The organism is Ralstonia pickettii (assembly GCF_000607165.1).
Lineage (GTDB): Bacteria > Pseudomonadota > Gammaproteobacteria > Burkholderiales > Burkholderiaceae > Ralstonia > Ralstonia holmesii.
The window spans coordinates 729,271-744,357 of sequence record NZ_JFZG01000006.1 but is presented as its reverse complement, the minus strand read 5'-3'; the positions used below and the strand labels follow the sequence as shown (position 1 = coordinate 744,357).

The window sequence follows — 15,087 nt, the reverse complement described above, 5'->3', positions numbered from 1 at the left end:
GCGCATCGGGTAAAATTGTCGTTTTCCGCGATTTCTTCCGTAGCTGCCATGCCCCACGTCCTGCGTCTGTCCGATCTCATCTCCGAAGGAAAGCTTGCCGGTAAGCGCGTGTTCATCCGCGCCGACCTCAACGTGCCGCAAGACGATGCCGGCAACATCACCGAAGACACGCGCATCCGCGCATCCGTGCCGGCCGTCAAAGCCGCGCTGGACGCGGGTGCGGCCGTCATGGTCACTTCGCATCTGGGCCGCCCGACCGAGGGCGAATTCAAGCCGGAAGATTCGCTCGCGCCGGTTGCCAAGCGCCTGTCCGAGCTGCTAGGCCGTGACGTGAAACTCGTCCAGAACTGGGTCGACGGCGTGGATGTCGCGCCCGGCCAGGTCGTGCTGCTGGAAAACTGCCGCGTGAACAAGGGCGAGAAGAAGAACAGCGACGAACTGGCCCAGAAGATGGCCAAGCTGTGCGATGTCTACGTCAACGACGCCTTCGGCACTGCCCACCGCGCGGAAGCCACCACCCACGGTATCGCCAAGTTTGCGCCCGTCGCCTGCGCCGGTCCGCTGCTGGCCGCCGAACTGGATGCGCTGGGCAAGGCGCTGGGTCAGCCGGCACGCCCGCTGGTCGCCATCGTGGCCGGCTCGAAGGTTTCGACCAAGCTGACTATCCTGAAGTCGCTGGCTGACAAGGTGGACAACCTGATCGTGGGGGGCGGCATTGCCAACACGTTCATGCTGGCTGCCGGCCTGAAGATCGGCAAATCGCTGGCGGAAGCCGACTTGGTGGGCGATGCAAAGGCCATCATTGAGATGCTGGCAGCACGTGGCGCATCGGTGCCCATCCCGGTCGACGTGGTGTGCGCCAAGGAATTCAACGCCACCGCGGCCGCGACCGTCAAGGATGTGGCGGATGTGGCGGACGACGACATGATCCTCGACATCGGCCCCAAGACGGCTGCCCAACTGGCCGAGCAACTGAAGACAGCCGGCACCATCGTCTGGAACGGCCCGGTCGGCGTGTTCGAGTTCGACCAGTTCGGCAATGGCACCAAGGTGCTGGCCGAGGCGATTGCTGCCTCGTCGGGTTTCTCGATTGCGGGCGGCGGCGACACGCTGGCTGCCATCGCCAAGTACAACATCGCCGACAAGGTGGGCTATATCTCCACCGGCGGCGGTGCGTTCCTCGAATTCCTGGAAGGCAAGACGCTGCCGGCCGTCGAAATCCTGGAGCAACGCGCGCAGAGCCAGACCGCTGTGGCTTGAGCGCAAGCGCCGCGAACATCGCCACCACAACAACGAGACACCGCCGCCCATGACCCGTGCTACCAAGATCGTCGCAACGCTCGGCCCCGCGTCCAGCACGCAGGAAGTCCTGACCCGCATGATCGCCGCGGGGGTGGACGTGGTGCGGCTGAACTTCTCGCACGGCGCGGCGCAAGATCACATCGATCGTGCGCAGCTTGTGCGCGAAGTGGCGCGTTCGGTGGGCCGCGAGGTGGCCATCATGGCCGACCTGCAGGGTCCGAAGATCCGCGTCGGCAAGTTCGAGAGCGGCAAGATCACGCTCGAACCGGGTGATCGCTTTACGCTCGACGCCCGCTGCGAACTGGGCAACCAGGAGCGCGTCGGTCTCGACTACAAGGAACTGCCGCGCGACGTTGGCCCGGGCGATCTGCTGCTGCTCAACGACGGGCTGATCGTGCTGCAGGTCGAGCGCGTGGTGGGTGAAGAGATTGAGACCATCGTCAAGATCGGCGGAGATCTGTCCAACAACAAGGGCATCAACCGCCAGGGCGGCGGGCTGTCGGCGCCGGCGCTGACCGCCAAGGACATGGAAGACATCAAGACCGCGATGGCGCTGGGCGCCGATTACGTTGCGGTCAGCTTCCCCAAGAACGCGACCGACATGGAAATGGCGCGCCAGCTGGCCGCCGTGGCAGGTGCGCCGCACAACCACAAGACGCGCATGATCGCCAAGATCGAGCGTGCCGAGGCCATCCGCCCCGGCGTGCTCGAAGAGATCCTGGCCGCTTCCGACGGCATCATGGTCGCGCGTGGCGACCTGGCGGTGGAAGTGGGCAACGCGGCTGTGCCAGCGCTGCAGAAGCGCATGATCAAGCTGGCCCGCGAAAACAATAAGCTGGCCATCACCGCCACGCAGATGATGGAATCGATGATCGTCAACCCGGTGCCGACGCGCGCCGAGGTGTCGGACGTCGCCAACGCCGTGCTCGACGGCACCGATGCGGTGATGCTGTCGGCGGAAACCGCTGCCGGGCGCTACCCGGTCGAGACCATCGAGGCCATGGCTGCCATCTGTTTGGAAGCCGAGAAGTCGCAATCCGTGCACCTGGACACTGACTTCCTCGACCAGACTTTCAGCCGCATTGACCAGTCGATTGCCATGGGGGCGCTGTTCACGGCGCACCATCTGCAGGTCAAGGCGATTGCCGCGCTTACCGATTCCGGCGCCACGGCGCTGTGGATGAGCCGCCACGGCATCAACATCCCCATTTATGCGATGACGCCCAACGTGGCCTCGCAGCGCAAGATGGCCCTGTACCGCAACGTGCAGTCGCTGCCGCTGGCCAACAGCGCCGACCGTGACGAAGCCCTGCACCAGGCCGAAGAACTGCTGGTCGCGCGTGGCGTCGTGCAGCGTGGCGACTTCATCGTCCTGACCGTCGGCGAGCCGATGGGTCAGGCCGGCGGCACCAACACGCTCAAGATTGTTCGCGTCGGCATGCACTGACGCCCACGACGGAACGCCGTTTGCTACGTCTACCAGACGCCCACGGGTTCCTGAGACCGAATACAGATCGATCCATAGGAGAAAACCATGCCACTCGTCTCGATGCGCCAACTGCTGGACCACGCCGCTGAAAACGGCTACGGCCTGCCGGCATTCAACGTGAACAATCTGGAGCAAGTCCAGGCTGTGATGGAAGCTGCCAAGGAAGCCGGCGCACCGGTCATCCTGCAGGCCAGCGCAGGCGCCCGCAAATACGCCGGCGAATCGTTCATCAAGCACCTGATCCAGGCCGCCGTCGAGGCTTATCCGGAGATTCCGCTGGTCATGCACCAGGATCACGGCCAAAGCCCGGCAATCTGCCAGGGCGCCATCGACCTGGGCTTCGGCTCGGTCATGATGGACGGCTCGCTGCGCGAAGACGGCAAGACCCCGGCTGATTTCGACTACAACGTCGACGTGACGCGCCGCGTGGTCGAGATGGCCCACAAGGTTGGTGTGACCGTTGAAGGCGAACTCGGCTGCCTGGGCTCGCTGGAGACCGGTATGGCCGGCGAGGAAGATGGCCACGGCGCGGAAGGCAAGCTCGACCACTCGTCCCTGCTGACCGACCCGGAAGAGGCTGCCCAGTTCGTCAAGGCGACCCAACTGGACGCCCTGGCCATTGCCATTGGCACCAGCCACGGCGCCTACAAGTTCACGCGCAAGCCTACCGGCGACATACTGGCGATCAGCCGCGTGAAGGAAATCCACGCGCGCATCCCGAACACCCACCTGGTGATGCACGGCTCGTCGAGCGTGCCGCAAGAACTGCTGGCTATCATCAACCAGTACGGCGGCAAGATGAAGGAAACCTACGGCGTGCCCGTCGAGGAAATCCAGGAAGCCATCAAGTACGGCGTGCGCAAGATCAACATCGACACCGACATCCGCCTGGCAATGACGGGCGCGGTGCGTAAGTTCCTGGCCGAAAACCCGGACAAGTTCGATGCCCGCGAATGGCTCAAGCCCGCCCGCGAAGCCGCCAAGCAGGTCTGCAAGGCGCGCTATATCGAGTTCGGCTGCGAAGGTCAGGCTGGCAAGATCAAGCCGATCGGTCTGTCGGTGATGGCGCAGAAGTACCAAAGCGGCGATCTGGCGCAAGTGGTGCAATAAGCATTTCGCGTCACATCTGGCAAACGGCTGGCACTGCGCCAGCCGTTTTGCATTGCATGGGCCACGTATAATGCTGGCCTTCCACGTTTTCTTATCTCCTCTCGGGTTCCGCCGTGTCCGCCACCCCTGCATCCTCCGCCCTTTACGAATCGTCGATCACCAGCCTGCCGTTGCTCGGCCGTGGCAAGGTGCGCGAGAACTACGCTGTCGGCGACGACAAGCTGCTGATGGTCACCACCGACCGCCTCTCGGCGTTTGACGTGATTCTCGGCCAGCCGATTCCGGACAAGGGCCGTGTGCTCGCGCAGATGTCGGATTTCTGGTTCAACAAGCTGCGCCACATCGTGCCGACGCACGAGACGGGCATCGCCCCGGAAACCGTGGTGGCTCCGAATGAAGTCGACCAGGTGCGCGGCCGCGCCATCGTGGTCAAACGCCTGAAGCCGATCCTGGTGGAAGCCGTGGTGCGCGGCTACCTGGCCGGCAGCGGCTGGAAGGATTACCAAGCCACCGGCGCCGTCTGCGGCGTGCATCTGGCCCCCGGCCTGCAGAACGCGCAGAAGTTGCCCGAGCCGATCTTCACCCCCGCCGCCAAGGCCGAGATGGGTGAGCACGACGAGAACATTTCCTTCGATGAAGTCGAGCGCCGCATCGGCCCCGACCTCGCCGCGCAGATCCGCGACGTGAGCATCCGCCTGTACAAGGAAGCCTCCGACTTTGCTGCCACGCGCGGCATCATCATCGCCGACACCAAGTTCGAATTCGGTCTGGATGAGAACGGCACGCTCACGCTGATGGACGAGGCGCTCACCGCAGATTCGTCGCGCTTCTGGCCGGCCGATTCGTACCAGGTCGGCACGAACCCGCCGTCGTTCGACAAGCAGTTCGTGCGCGATTGGCTCGAAGCGGTGCGCATCGACGGCAAACCGTGGCCGAAGACTGCGCCGGCGCCGCAACTGCCCGCCGAGGTGATCGAAAAGACCGCCGACAAGTACCGCGAAGCGCTGACCCGCCTGACCGGCGAATCGCTGCGCTGAACAAGGAGCGATGACGATGACCGCACAGCAATCCGCTCCGCTCGTTGGCGTGGTGATGGGCTCCAGCTCCGACTGGGAAGTGATGCGCCACGCCGTCGACATGCTCACGCAGTTCGGCATTCCGTTCGAGGCGCAGGTTGTTTCTGCGCACCGTATGCCGGACGACATGTTCCGTTACGCCGAAGCCGCACGCAGCCGTGGTTTGCGCGCCATCATCGCCGGCGCGGGCGGGGCAGCCCACTTGCCGGGCATGATCGCCGCCAAGACGATCGTGCCGGTGTTCGGCGTGCCGGTGCCGTCCAAGTACCTGCGCGGCGAAGATTCGCTGCTCTCCATCGTGCAGATGCCCAAGGGCATTCCGGTGTCGACGTTCGCTATTGGCGAGGCCGGTGCGGCCAACGCAGCGCTGGCTGCCATCGCGACGATCGCCACCACCGACTCGGCCCTTGCCGACAAGCTCGAGGCCTTCCGCGCGCAGCAGACCGAAGTCGCGCGCGGCATGACGCTCCCTGTGCACGGCGCTTAAGTAACCTACGACCTGATTCATGGCCGACGACCTGAACCCGCGCCTGGCGCAAGCCCACACCGCGGAATCCCGCGCGCTGAACGTTCCCAACGCGATCCTGCCCGATGCCTGGCTTGGCATGCTCGGCGGCGGCCAGCTCGGCCGCATGTTCACGCACGCCGCGCAGGCGATGGGCTACAAAGTCTGCGTGCTCGACCCGGATCCGAACAGCCCTGCCGGCACCATCGCAGAGCGCCATCTGTGCGCTGGCTATACCGATGAAGCCGCATTGGCAGAGATGGCTGCGCTGTGCCCGGCCGTCACCACTGAATTCGAAAACGTGCCGGCCATGGCGCTCGATCGCCTGGAGCAACTCGGTGCGTTCGTTGCGCCGCGTGCCAACTGCGTATCGATCGCGCAGAACCGCATCGCCGAGAAAAAGTTCTTCGCGCTGTGCGCCGCACGCACCGGCATCCACCCCGCACCGAGCTGGGTGATTGAACACGAAGCCGATATCGAACAACTGCCCGCCGACCTGCTGCCCGGCATCCTGAAGATCGCCCGCATGGGCTACGACGGCAAGGGCCAGGCGCGTGTCTCAACGGTTGAAGAACTGCGCGCCGCCTGGGCGGCCATGCAGCACGTGCCGTGCGTGCTGGAGAAGATGCTGCCGCTGGCGTACGAGGTGTCGGTGCTGGCCGCGCGCGGCGCCGATGGCACGACCGCCACTTGGCCGCTTGCCGAGAACGAGCACCGTGACGGCATCCTGTTTTCAACGACCATGCCCTCGCGCAGCGTGTCGGATGACATTGCCACGCGCACACGTGCCGCCGCGGCGATGATCGCCGAAGAAATGGGCTACGTCGGCGTGCTGTGCATCGAGTTCTTCGTGCTGCAGGATGGCTCTCTGGTCGCCAACGAAATGGCGCCGCGTCCGCACAACTCCGGCCACATCACCATGGACGTGTGCGAGACCAGCCAGTTCGAGCAGCAGGTGCGCGCCATGGCCCGCCTGCCGCTGGGCAGCACGCGGCAGCACTCGCCGGGGCGCATGCTGAATGTGCTGGGCGACGTGTGGTTCGAATACGGTCTCGAGCGCACGCCTGCGTGGCACGAAGTGATGCGCCACAGCGGTGCGAAGGTCCACCTGTACGGCAAGGCGGATGCGCGCCCGGGCCGCAAGATGGGTCACGTGAATTGCGTCGGCACCTCGCCGGAAGTGGTGGACGAAGCATTCCGCCATGCCGCGCACGTGCTCGGCCTGCAGCCCGCCTAAAGACGAGTCGCCCATGCCGCATCGGACGAAAACGCCCTACACCATGCCTTCCGCCGAACGTCTTGATGAGGCTGCGCGCAGGCTGGAGGCGGGCGAGCTGGTCGCCTTCCCGACCGAGACCGTGTACGGACTCGGCGCCGATGCCGAAAGCCCGCAGGCCATCGCCAAGATCTATGCGGCCAAGGGCCGTCCGTCCGATCACCCCGTGATCGTGCACGTGGTCGACGGCGCCGATATTTCCTATTGGGCCGACGATGTGCCCGGCATCGCGCTCCAACTCATCGAAGCCTTCTGGCCGGGGCCGCTCACGCTGATCCTGAAACGTGCGCCGCATATTCCCGCGGCCGTGGCGGGTGGGCAGGACAGCATCGGGCTGCGTTGCCCATCGCACCCGGTGGCGCAGGCGTTGCTCTCGCGCTTCAAGCGCGGGCGCGGCGGCATTGCAGCGCCGTCGGCCAACAAGTTCGGCCAGGTCAGCCCGACCACCGCGCAGCACGTGCGAGACGAATTCGGCGACGCCGTGTTCGTGCTCGAAGGCGACGGCGTGGATGTGGGCATCGAATCGACCATCATCGATCTTTCGCGGCTGGATCAAGGCATTGGCCCCGTGCTGCTGCGCCCGGGCGCCATCACGCCCGAAGACATCGAGCGCGTGACCGGCGAAGTGCCGGCGCTTCCCGATGCCGCTGCGCCGCGTGCTTCCGGCACGTTGAAGGCGCACTACGCGCCGCGTACGCCATTGCATCTGTTATCGGCTGCCGATGTGCCCGCGCGCTTGGCTGCGCTGCCCGCGGACAAGCGCATCGTGTGGCTCGGTGCCCCCGTGGCACTGCGTGACGGCTGCGATCAGCGCGTCGCCCCCGCCACACCTGCCGCCTATGCCAACGCGCTCTACGCGCTATTGCGCGAACTCGACCGCGGCGGCTACGACGCCATTTGGGTGGAAACCCTAGCTGACACGCCCGCCTGGGCGGCCGTCAACGACCGCCTGCGTCGCGCGGCCGCCGCGTTCGAGACGGACCTCTAATTCTTACGGGGTGCGCGTTCGCCGTGCGCCCGGCAACCTCGCTACACTTGGGCGTTGTGTCGTTCCGCGTGCTTCAAACGCGCACGGCGAGGTTACGCACCGCGGCACCACAGACCAAAAAAAATTCCACACGGGAGACAGACATCATGAAGTTGCGTCAATGGATGGGCGTCGTCGCATCGGCGGCCCTGGCCTTGAGCCTGGCGGCTTGCGGCGGTGAAAGCGATCAGAGCGGCAACCCCAACGTCGCCAAGGTGCAGCGCATGGTGGTATTCGGCGACAGCCTGAGCGATGCCGGCACCTACACGCCGGCAGCGGCTGCCGTGGGCGGCGGCAAGTTCACCACCAACCCCGGTCCGATCTGGGCGGAAACCGTGGCCGCACAACTCGGTGTGACGCTCACGCCGGCAGTGATGGGTTACGCCACCTCGGTGCAGACCTGCCCGAAACCCGGTTGCTTCGACTACGCGCAAGGCGGCTCGCGCGTGACCGACCCGAATGGCATTGGTCACAACGGTGGCGCCGGGGCGCTCACCTATCCGGTCAAACAGCAACTCGCCAACTTCTACGCGGCCAGCAACAACACGTTCAACGGCAACAACGACGTGGTGTTCGTGTTCGGCGGCAACAACGACATCTTCTACTGGGCTGCCGCCGTCGCGACACCCAACTCGGGTGTGACGCCTGCCATCGCTACCGCACAAGTGCAGCAGGCGGCGACCGATCTGGTCGGTTACATCAAGGACATGATCAGCAAGAACGCGACGCAGCTCTACGTGTTCAACCTGCCTGACAGCAGCCTGACGCCGCAGGGCGTGGCGGGCGGCGCGACAGGCCAGGCACTGCTGCACGCACTGGTGGGCGCGTTCAACACCACGCTGCAAACCGGTCTGGCCGGCACCAGCGCTCGCGTGATCGACTTCAACGCGCAGCTGACGGCCGTCATCCAGAACGGCGCGACGTTCGGGTTCAGCAACACCAGCGTGCCGGCGTGCGATGCGACCAAGATCAACACACTCGTGCCGGGCGCGGGCGGCAGCTCGCTGTTCTGCTCGGCCAACACGCTTGTGGCCACGGGCGCCGATACGTCCTACCTGTTCGCCGACGGCGTGCACCCCACCACGGGCGGTCATCGCCTGATCTCGAGCAACGTGCTGCAACGCCTGCTGGCTGACGGCGTGACGCACTGATCGAGCACCACTGAGATCGAGCACCACTGAGCAAAACGCCCGCGTGAAGCGGGCGTTTTTGTTTGTAGCGATGTTTTTCCTACTTGGCGTCGGCGGTCGGCAATGTCACGGCCAGGCGGGCCAGCGAGGCCTTGAGCACATCGTTCTGCGGCGACATGGCGAGGCCCTGCCTGAAGCAATCGTGCGCTTCGTCCGCGCGGCCCAGCTTCCAAAGCACTTCGCCCTTGTGCGCGAGGCCTTCCGCGCGTGCTTCGCGTACTGCGTCATCGCTCGCTTCATAGTCGCTGCCGGGTTGCGCGAAGACGGCGATAGAGCGGTCGAACCATGTAAGCGCTTCGTCGTTGCGGCCGAGCCGGTATAGCGCCCAGCCCTTGCTGTCGAGCGCGAATGGGTCGTTCGGGTGCTTGGCCAGATAGGCTTCGATCATCGACAGGCCGCGCTCCACGCGCAGGCCCGCGTCAACAAGTTCGTAGCCGTAGCTGTTGAGGCGGTCTTCCGGCACCGGCTGCAGGTCGAGGGCCAGGTCGATGCGGGCGTCATCACGTTCGGCAATCGCGAGCGACATCAGCTTGCGCGCGATGCGGCTCTGCAAGTCTTCGCTGAGTGTCGCCGCGTTGGCGGTGAGCGTGCCGAGATACTGCGAATAGAGAGCGGGTGCGCCCTGCGAGTTGCTGCTATCGGCGATCGCACGGCCTTCGCCGGCGCACCAGGCATCGTCGGCCGGCGTGAAGGTCACAGTGTTTTCAAGGTGCACGGTGCGCGACTCACGCGATTGCACGTAGGCGGTATAACCACCGGCGCTGGAGTGGCCGCAGACCAGGTATTCGTCCACCACATCGATCAGATACGGATGCCCCTCGATGGGTGCGCCACCGAGCGAATCGACCAGGCGGAACGATTCGCCGAGGTCGCCATTGCCGACGACGGGATTGAGCACCCAGCGTGCCGCCGCGTAATGTTTTGGCAACCGGACCTTGGCCGTACGTCCGGCGCCGTCGGTGGTGCCGAACATCACGCTGTCGGTTTCACCCGCCTGCGGCGGCTTGCCGGCGATGGTGTGGCCGGGCAGGAACAGGCGGTAGCGCGCGTTGGGCATCGGGCGCCCGGTCGCAGAATCGATGAGCACGAATTGGTGGACCTGTGCGCCGCGCCCGAGAGTCGCATTCGGGGCGACCCAATCACGCGCAGCGACTGGCAGGGCCGAGCAAAAAAATGCCGCGCCAAGCAGCGCGGCCGATAGACGGGAAAGCATGTTGTTGGGAGGGGGCTGGCAAAAAACTGGACGGCCCCATCATAGCCAAGCTGCTTCGCCCGGATGTTAAGAGTGCTTCATATGGATGCGTTGGCCAGTTGCCGTACGGCAAACCGGTACACCGCATCGACGTCGTTCAAATCGAGCACGGCCACGCCTTCAGGCGGCTGCACGGCGTCAGGCGAATCGGTGGCCACCGCCACCACGCCGCCAATTTCTGGCCAAAGCGGCGGTCGCCCCAGCGACGGGCGGAACACTTCGATTTTCGGGAAGGTGCTGCGCTTATAGCCTTCTACGATGACGAGGTCGGTGGCGGGCGAGAGCAGCGCCAGCACGTCATCAAGTTCGGGTTCCACGGCGTTGGTGTATTCGCGCATCAGCACGAGGCGTTCACCGCCCACGAGCACGACTTCGGCGCTGCCGGCTTCGCGCATACGGTACGAATCCTTGCCCGGCGAATCGAGATCGAAGCCGTGATGCGTGTGCTTGATGGCCGCCACGCGGCGCCCGTCGCGCACGAAACGGGCGATGAGCTGCTCGACGAGCGTGGTCTTGCCGCTGCCCGACGTGCCGGTGATGCCCAGTAATGCCTTGCGTGAACTCATCGCGGCGCGCCCTGGTAAATCCATTGCAGCAGTGCGTCGTGTGCAGCCTGGCCGCCGCTGGCGTTCGGGTGGTTGATCATGCTGACCACCACGAAGCGCTCGCCGTTTTCTCCTTCCACGTAGCCCGCGATGGCGCGCACGTCGTTGAGCGTGCCGGTCTTGATCTCGGCATTGCCCGCCACCCCAGCCCGTGTCAGGCGGTTGCGCATCGTGCCGTCCACGCCGACGACGGGCAGCGCATCGCGCAGCACGCCGCCGTTCGGGTTGGCATCGGCCTGCTGCAGCAAGCGCCCCATGTTGCGTGCGCTGATGCGCTCGATGCGCGACAGGCCCGAGCCGTTCTCCAGCACCAGCTCCGGCATCGTCAGGTTCTGCTTGGCCAGCCAGCGGTTGATGACCTCGGTCGATTGCCGCACCGATGCGGGCTTGCGGCCGATTTCCGCGCCGATTGTCAGGAAGAGCTGGCGCGCCATCACGTTGTTCGAATACTTGTCGATGTCGTGCACAACCTCCGACAGCGGCGGGCCGTAGTGCGTGGCCAGCAGAATGGCCTGGCGTGGCACCTTGCCCTCGCGCAGGCCCGGCGTAAAGCGGGTCGTGCCGCCGGCTTGCTGCCACAGCGCCAGGAAGCCGCCCCAGATGAAGTCGGCATGCGTGAGCGCGGCGATATTGAAAACGCGTTCGCCGCACGCGGCGGCATAGCGGCCGTCGAAGCTGGCAAGCACATGACCGTCGGTTTGCGTGGAGATGTTGGCGCCGGAGGTTGTCTTCCAGTCGCCGCAGCCGCCGCGCGTGGTGCGCAACTGGTTGTCGATCTGCAATTGGGCCAGCGGCGGCGATACATCAATGTTGACCGCGCCGTTACCGGCATCTGGCGACAGCGTGAACGTGAGCGTCTTAAATGAATACAGCAGGGCGTCGGGCGCGACGTTGTAGGCACGCGCGCTGTCGCCGTCCAGCGGCGGTGCTTCCGACAGGCCGCCCTCGAAGTAGGTGCGATCGAGCACGATATTGCCGGCCAGTTCATCCACGCCGGCGCGGCGCACGTCGGTCACCAGCTTGACGAGTTCTTCGGGAATCAACTTCGGATCGCCCTGGCCGCGCAGGTACAGGTTGCCGTCGAGCGTGCCGTTGACGGGCTGTTTGTCGGCATAGGCCGTGGTCTTCCAGCGAAAGTCCGGGCCCAGCAGGTCCAGCCCTGCGAAGGTTGTCAGCAGCTTCATGGTCGACGCCGGGTTCATTCCGGTGTCGGCATTCCATTGCAGGATGGGCGTGGCGGTGCCGGTGCGGATCACGAACACGCTCACCGCATCCAGCGGGATATGCGCGCGCGCAAAGGCCAGCGCCACGTTGGCAGGCAATCCGGCGGGGTTGTGCGCGGCCTGGCGAGCTTGCGCGGCGGTGGCGTGCGGTGCGGCGTGGGCCTTGGCCTTCTTGGCGTGGGCCAGCGGCGAGGCCGCAATGGTCAAAAGCGCGGCGCAGGCGAGCGCACTGCGCGACAGATTCAGCAAACGGGTCGGACGAATTCGGGCCATCGGCGGGGGGCAGAGTGGAGCGCAGACAAGTGCGCCAAGTGCAGACGCAGGCATGTTAACGCAGTGGCCCCGCACTTCGGCCGACAAGCAATAGGGCGTTCACCGCCCAATTCTTTAAGAATCGCCAGCGTGTGATGGTTCAGTCATTGGCGCCGATGCGCTTGCGCATGTCGGCCGTGACCGATTGGCGCGTGCCGGCGTAGTCCGCCCACGGGTCGTCCTTGAGCTGGGCCAGCCGCTCCGGCAGCGTGCGCAGCGTCCATTGTGCAGACGCCTGCAGTCCCTCCAGCTCTTCATGGCGGATCGGCACCGACACCGGCAGCCCCGTCCGCGCGCGCACCGAATACGCGGCCACCGTGCTCGCGCCGCGGTTGTTGCGCAGATAGTCGATGAAGATCTTCCCCACCCGGTTCTGCGGGCCCATCTTGGCGACAAACCGGTCAGGAAAAGTCGCCGCCATGTGCTGCACCACGGCTTGCGCGAAGGCTTTGAGCGTGTCCCAGCCGGCCGCCTCACGGCGCGTGAGCGGCACCACCACGTGCATGCCATGGCCGCCGCTGGTTTTCAGGAACGCCTTCAGGCCGAGTTCATCGAGCAGCGCGAGCGTGAGCTGCGTGCCCTCGATCACGCGCGCGAATGGCAGTGCCGGGTCGGGATCGATGTCGAAGACGATGCGGTCGGGCTGTTCGATGCGGTCGGCCAGTGCATTCCACGTGTGGAATTCCACCGTGCCCATCTGCACCGCACCGACCAGGGCTTCAGCCGAGTTGATCGCCAGCAGCGACGGATGCCCCGGGTCAAGCGAAGGGTCCAACTGCGTGATGCCCTGCAGCTTGAGTGCGGCGGAATGCTTCTGGAAGAAGCGCTCGCCGTCGATGCCATCGGGCGCTCGTACGAGCGACGTCGGCCGGTTACGCAGATGCGGCAGCATCCATTCGGCCACGCCTGCGTAATAGCGCGCCAGGTCAGCCTTGGTGGTGCCGCTGGCTTTTTCGATGACGCGGTCCGGATGCGTGACATCCACACCCGCGATGCGTTCGGCACCGGGGCGCACCTTGCGTTCAGGGGCATTCACGGCACGGGTCTCCTTGCGGGCGGCGGCACTGGGCGGTTTGGCTTCTTCACGCACGATGTTGCGGGCGGGTTTGTCGTCGCGCAAACCTTGAAACACCGCCTGCCGCACGATGCCTTTGCGCGTCCATTCGGCAAAGGCGATTTCCGCCACGCGCTCGGGCTTGACCCATCGGACGTCGCGCGCATCGCTGCCGGTGGGCGGGTCGGCGAAGGGCGGCGTGTCGAGGGTCAGACCGGTCAGCTCGTGATGCAAAGCGTGCAGACTCGTCTCGTTGAAGCCGGTGCCGACGCGGCCTGCATAGCGCAGCCTGCCCGCGTCGTCATACACACCGAGCAGCAGGGCGCCAAAGCCGCTGCGGCTGCCCTTCGGGGCGCTGTAGCCGCCGATCACGAATTCCTGCCGTTGCCCGCATTTGAGCTTGATCCATGCGGGGCCGCGGCCGGCCCAGTACGGCGCATCGGCGCGCTTGCCGATCACACCTTCGAGCGACATGCTGCACGCCGACGACAGCAAGTCTTCGGGTGCCGCGTTGAATGTGCCTGAGAACAGCACCGCATCGCGGTCCAGGTCGCCCGGGGCCGCATCAAGAATGCGTTGCAGCAGCGCCCGCCGCTCGCGTAACGGTACGCCGCGCAAGTCCATGCCGTTGCAGAACGGGATGTCGAACAGGTAGTAGGCAATGCGTTCGGCATGCGCGGTTTCGAAGGCGTTCTGCAGCGCCTGGAAGTCGGGCACGCCGCGTTCGCCCATCACCACGACTTCGCCGTCGAGCCACGCCTCACGCAGGCCCAGCGCATGCAGCGTGCGCGCCTGGCGCGGTAGCTTGGCTGTCCAGTCCCGGCCGTTGCGGCTGAACAGGCGCACGGTGTTGCCGTCGATGCGCGCAAGGATGCGGTAGCCATCGAACTTCACTTCGTAGTCCCACTCCCCCTGCGCGGGCGGCCCATCGACCAGTGTGGCGAGTTGCGGCTCCAGCGTTCTGGGCAGCGTGCCGGGCACGGCCCCGGAGGGCGGCTGCACTTGTGCCGGTTCGGCACGCTCGGTCCTGCCGTCATCGGCCTTGGCCTTTCCTTTGGCCTTGGGTTTTGCGCCAACGTTCTCTCCGGTGATCACGCTCGCGGGCAGGGCCTGTGTCACGTCGTAGTCGCTGGATGCGCGCACTTGGCCGTCCCGTTCCTTGATCAGCAACCACTGTTCTTTCGGATGTCTGCCCGTGCCGTGCAAGTGCGTGCGCACGAGCGCCCACGCCCCGTGGAGCTTCTCGCCGTCGAGATCGAATTTGAGCTTGCCGTCGCGGTACGCCTTGCGCGGATCGCCATGCGGGCGCCATGTCCCACGATCCCACACGATCACGTCACCACCGCCGTATTGGCCTTCGGGGATGTGGCCTTCGAAATCGGCGTAGTCCAGCGGATGGTCTTCAACATGCACGGCGAGGCGCTTGTCGGCGGGGTCGAGGCTGGGGCCTTTCGGGACGGCCCAACTCTTGAGCGTGCCGTCGAGTTCGAGCCGGAAGTCGTAGTGCAGCCGCGTGGCGTCGTGCTTCTGGATCACGAAGTGCAGGGCGCCATCGTCATGTCGCTCGTCGGCTTTGCGGCGTGCGCCCGCGGGTTCCTGCGTCTTCGTGAAATCGCGCTTGCGGTGGTAGTCGGCGAGATGGCGTGGCATGGCGTCGGCTCCGTCG

At 65.5% G+C, this 15,087-nt stretch carries 12 protein-coding genes; 8 read left to right on the top strand and 4 right to left on the bottom strand.

All coding sequences use genetic code 11. The features are described from left to right. Positions 1-48: 48 nt before the first annotated feature. From BG83_RS0109760 to BG83_RS0109725, 8 genes are all read left to right on the top strand, one after another. The gene (locus tag BG83_RS0109760) at positions 49-1,260 is read left to right on the top strand and encodes a phosphoglycerate kinase (RefSeq protein WP_024976544.1); all 1,212 of its coding nucleotides are present in this window, start codon (positions 49-51) and stop codon (positions 1,258-1,260) included. A 49-nt stretch (positions 1,261-1,309) separates the two neighbouring features. Beyond that, positions 1,310-2,749, top strand: a complete 1,440-nt coding sequence (gene pyk / locus BG83_RS0109755; RefSeq protein ID WP_024976543.1) for a pyruvate kinase — start codon at positions 1,310-1,312, stop codon at positions 2,747-2,749. Between the two features lie 87 nt (positions 2,750-2,836). Beyond that, a complete protein-coding gene (gene fba / locus BG83_RS0109750) occupies positions 2,837-3,901 on the top strand; it encodes a class II fructose-bisphosphate aldolase (protein WP_024976542.1) in 1,065 nt (354 codons plus the stop codon). A gap of 113 nt (positions 3,902-4,014) precedes the next feature. Next, positions 4,015-4,938 (top strand): phosphoribosylaminoimidazolesuccinocarboxamide synthase, encoded by a 924-nt coding sequence (locus BG83_RS0109745; RefSeq protein WP_024976541.1) that lies wholly within the window; start codon positions 4,015-4,017, stop codon positions 4,936-4,938. Between the two features lie 16 nt (positions 4,939-4,954). Continuing rightward, positions 4,955-5,464 carry a 5-(carboxyamino)imidazole ribonucleotide mutase gene (purE, locus tag BG83_RS0109740; RefSeq protein WP_012434947.1) on the top strand — a complete coding sequence of 170 codons (510 nt, stop codon included), beginning with the start codon at positions 4,955-4,957 and terminating at the stop codon, positions 5,462-5,464. 19 nt (positions 5,465-5,483) lie between these two features. Next, positions 5,484-6,719 carry a 5-(carboxyamino)imidazole ribonucleotide synthase gene (locus tag BG83_RS0109735; protein WP_024976540.1) on the top strand — a complete coding sequence of 412 codons (1,236 nt, stop codon included), beginning with the start codon at positions 5,484-5,486 and terminating at the stop codon, positions 6,717-6,719. Between the two features lie 13 nt (positions 6,720-6,732). Next, a complete protein-coding gene (locus BG83_RS0109730) occupies positions 6,733-7,746 on the top strand; it encodes an L-threonylcarbamoyladenylate synthase (protein WP_024976539.1) in 1,014 nt (337 codons plus the stop codon). A 146-nt stretch (positions 7,747-7,892) separates the two neighbouring features. Then, a complete protein-coding gene (locus tag BG83_RS0109725) occupies positions 7,893-8,936 on the top strand; it encodes an SGNH/GDSL hydrolase family protein (RefSeq protein ID WP_024976538.1) in 1,044 nt (347 codons plus the stop codon). Between the two features lie 79 nt (positions 8,937-9,015). Here the strand turns inward: BG83_RS0109725 and BG83_RS0109720 are convergent, their stop codons facing one another. From BG83_RS0109720 to ligD, 4 genes are all read right to left on the bottom strand, one after another. Continuing rightward, positions 9,016-10,062: a tetratricopeptide repeat protein gene (locus BG83_RS0109720; RefSeq protein WP_235193182.1), complete on the bottom strand. Its 1,047-nt coding sequence runs from the start codon at positions 10,060-10,062 to the stop codon at positions 9,016-9,018. Between the two features lie 203 nt (positions 10,063-10,265). After that, positions 10,266-10,793 (bottom strand): molybdopterin-guanine dinucleotide biosynthesis protein B, encoded by a 528-nt coding sequence (gene mobB, locus BG83_RS0109715; RefSeq protein WP_024976536.1) that lies wholly within the window; start codon positions 10,791-10,793, stop codon positions 10,266-10,268. Further along, entirely contained in the window at positions 10,790-12,328 is a 1,539-nt protein-coding gene (gene dacB / locus BG83_RS0109710) for a D-alanyl-D-alanine carboxypeptidase/D-alanyl-D-alanine-endopeptidase (RefSeq protein ID WP_024976535.1), read from the bottom strand. Before dacB ends, mobB begins: the two co-directional genes overlap by 4 nt. A gap of 139 nt (positions 12,329-12,467) precedes the next feature. Further along, positions 12,468-15,071 (bottom strand): DNA ligase D, encoded by a 2,604-nt coding sequence (ligD, locus tag BG83_RS0109705; protein ID WP_024976534.1) that lies wholly within the window; start codon positions 15,069-15,071, stop codon positions 12,468-12,470. Positions 15,072-15,087: the final 16 nt, after the last annotated feature.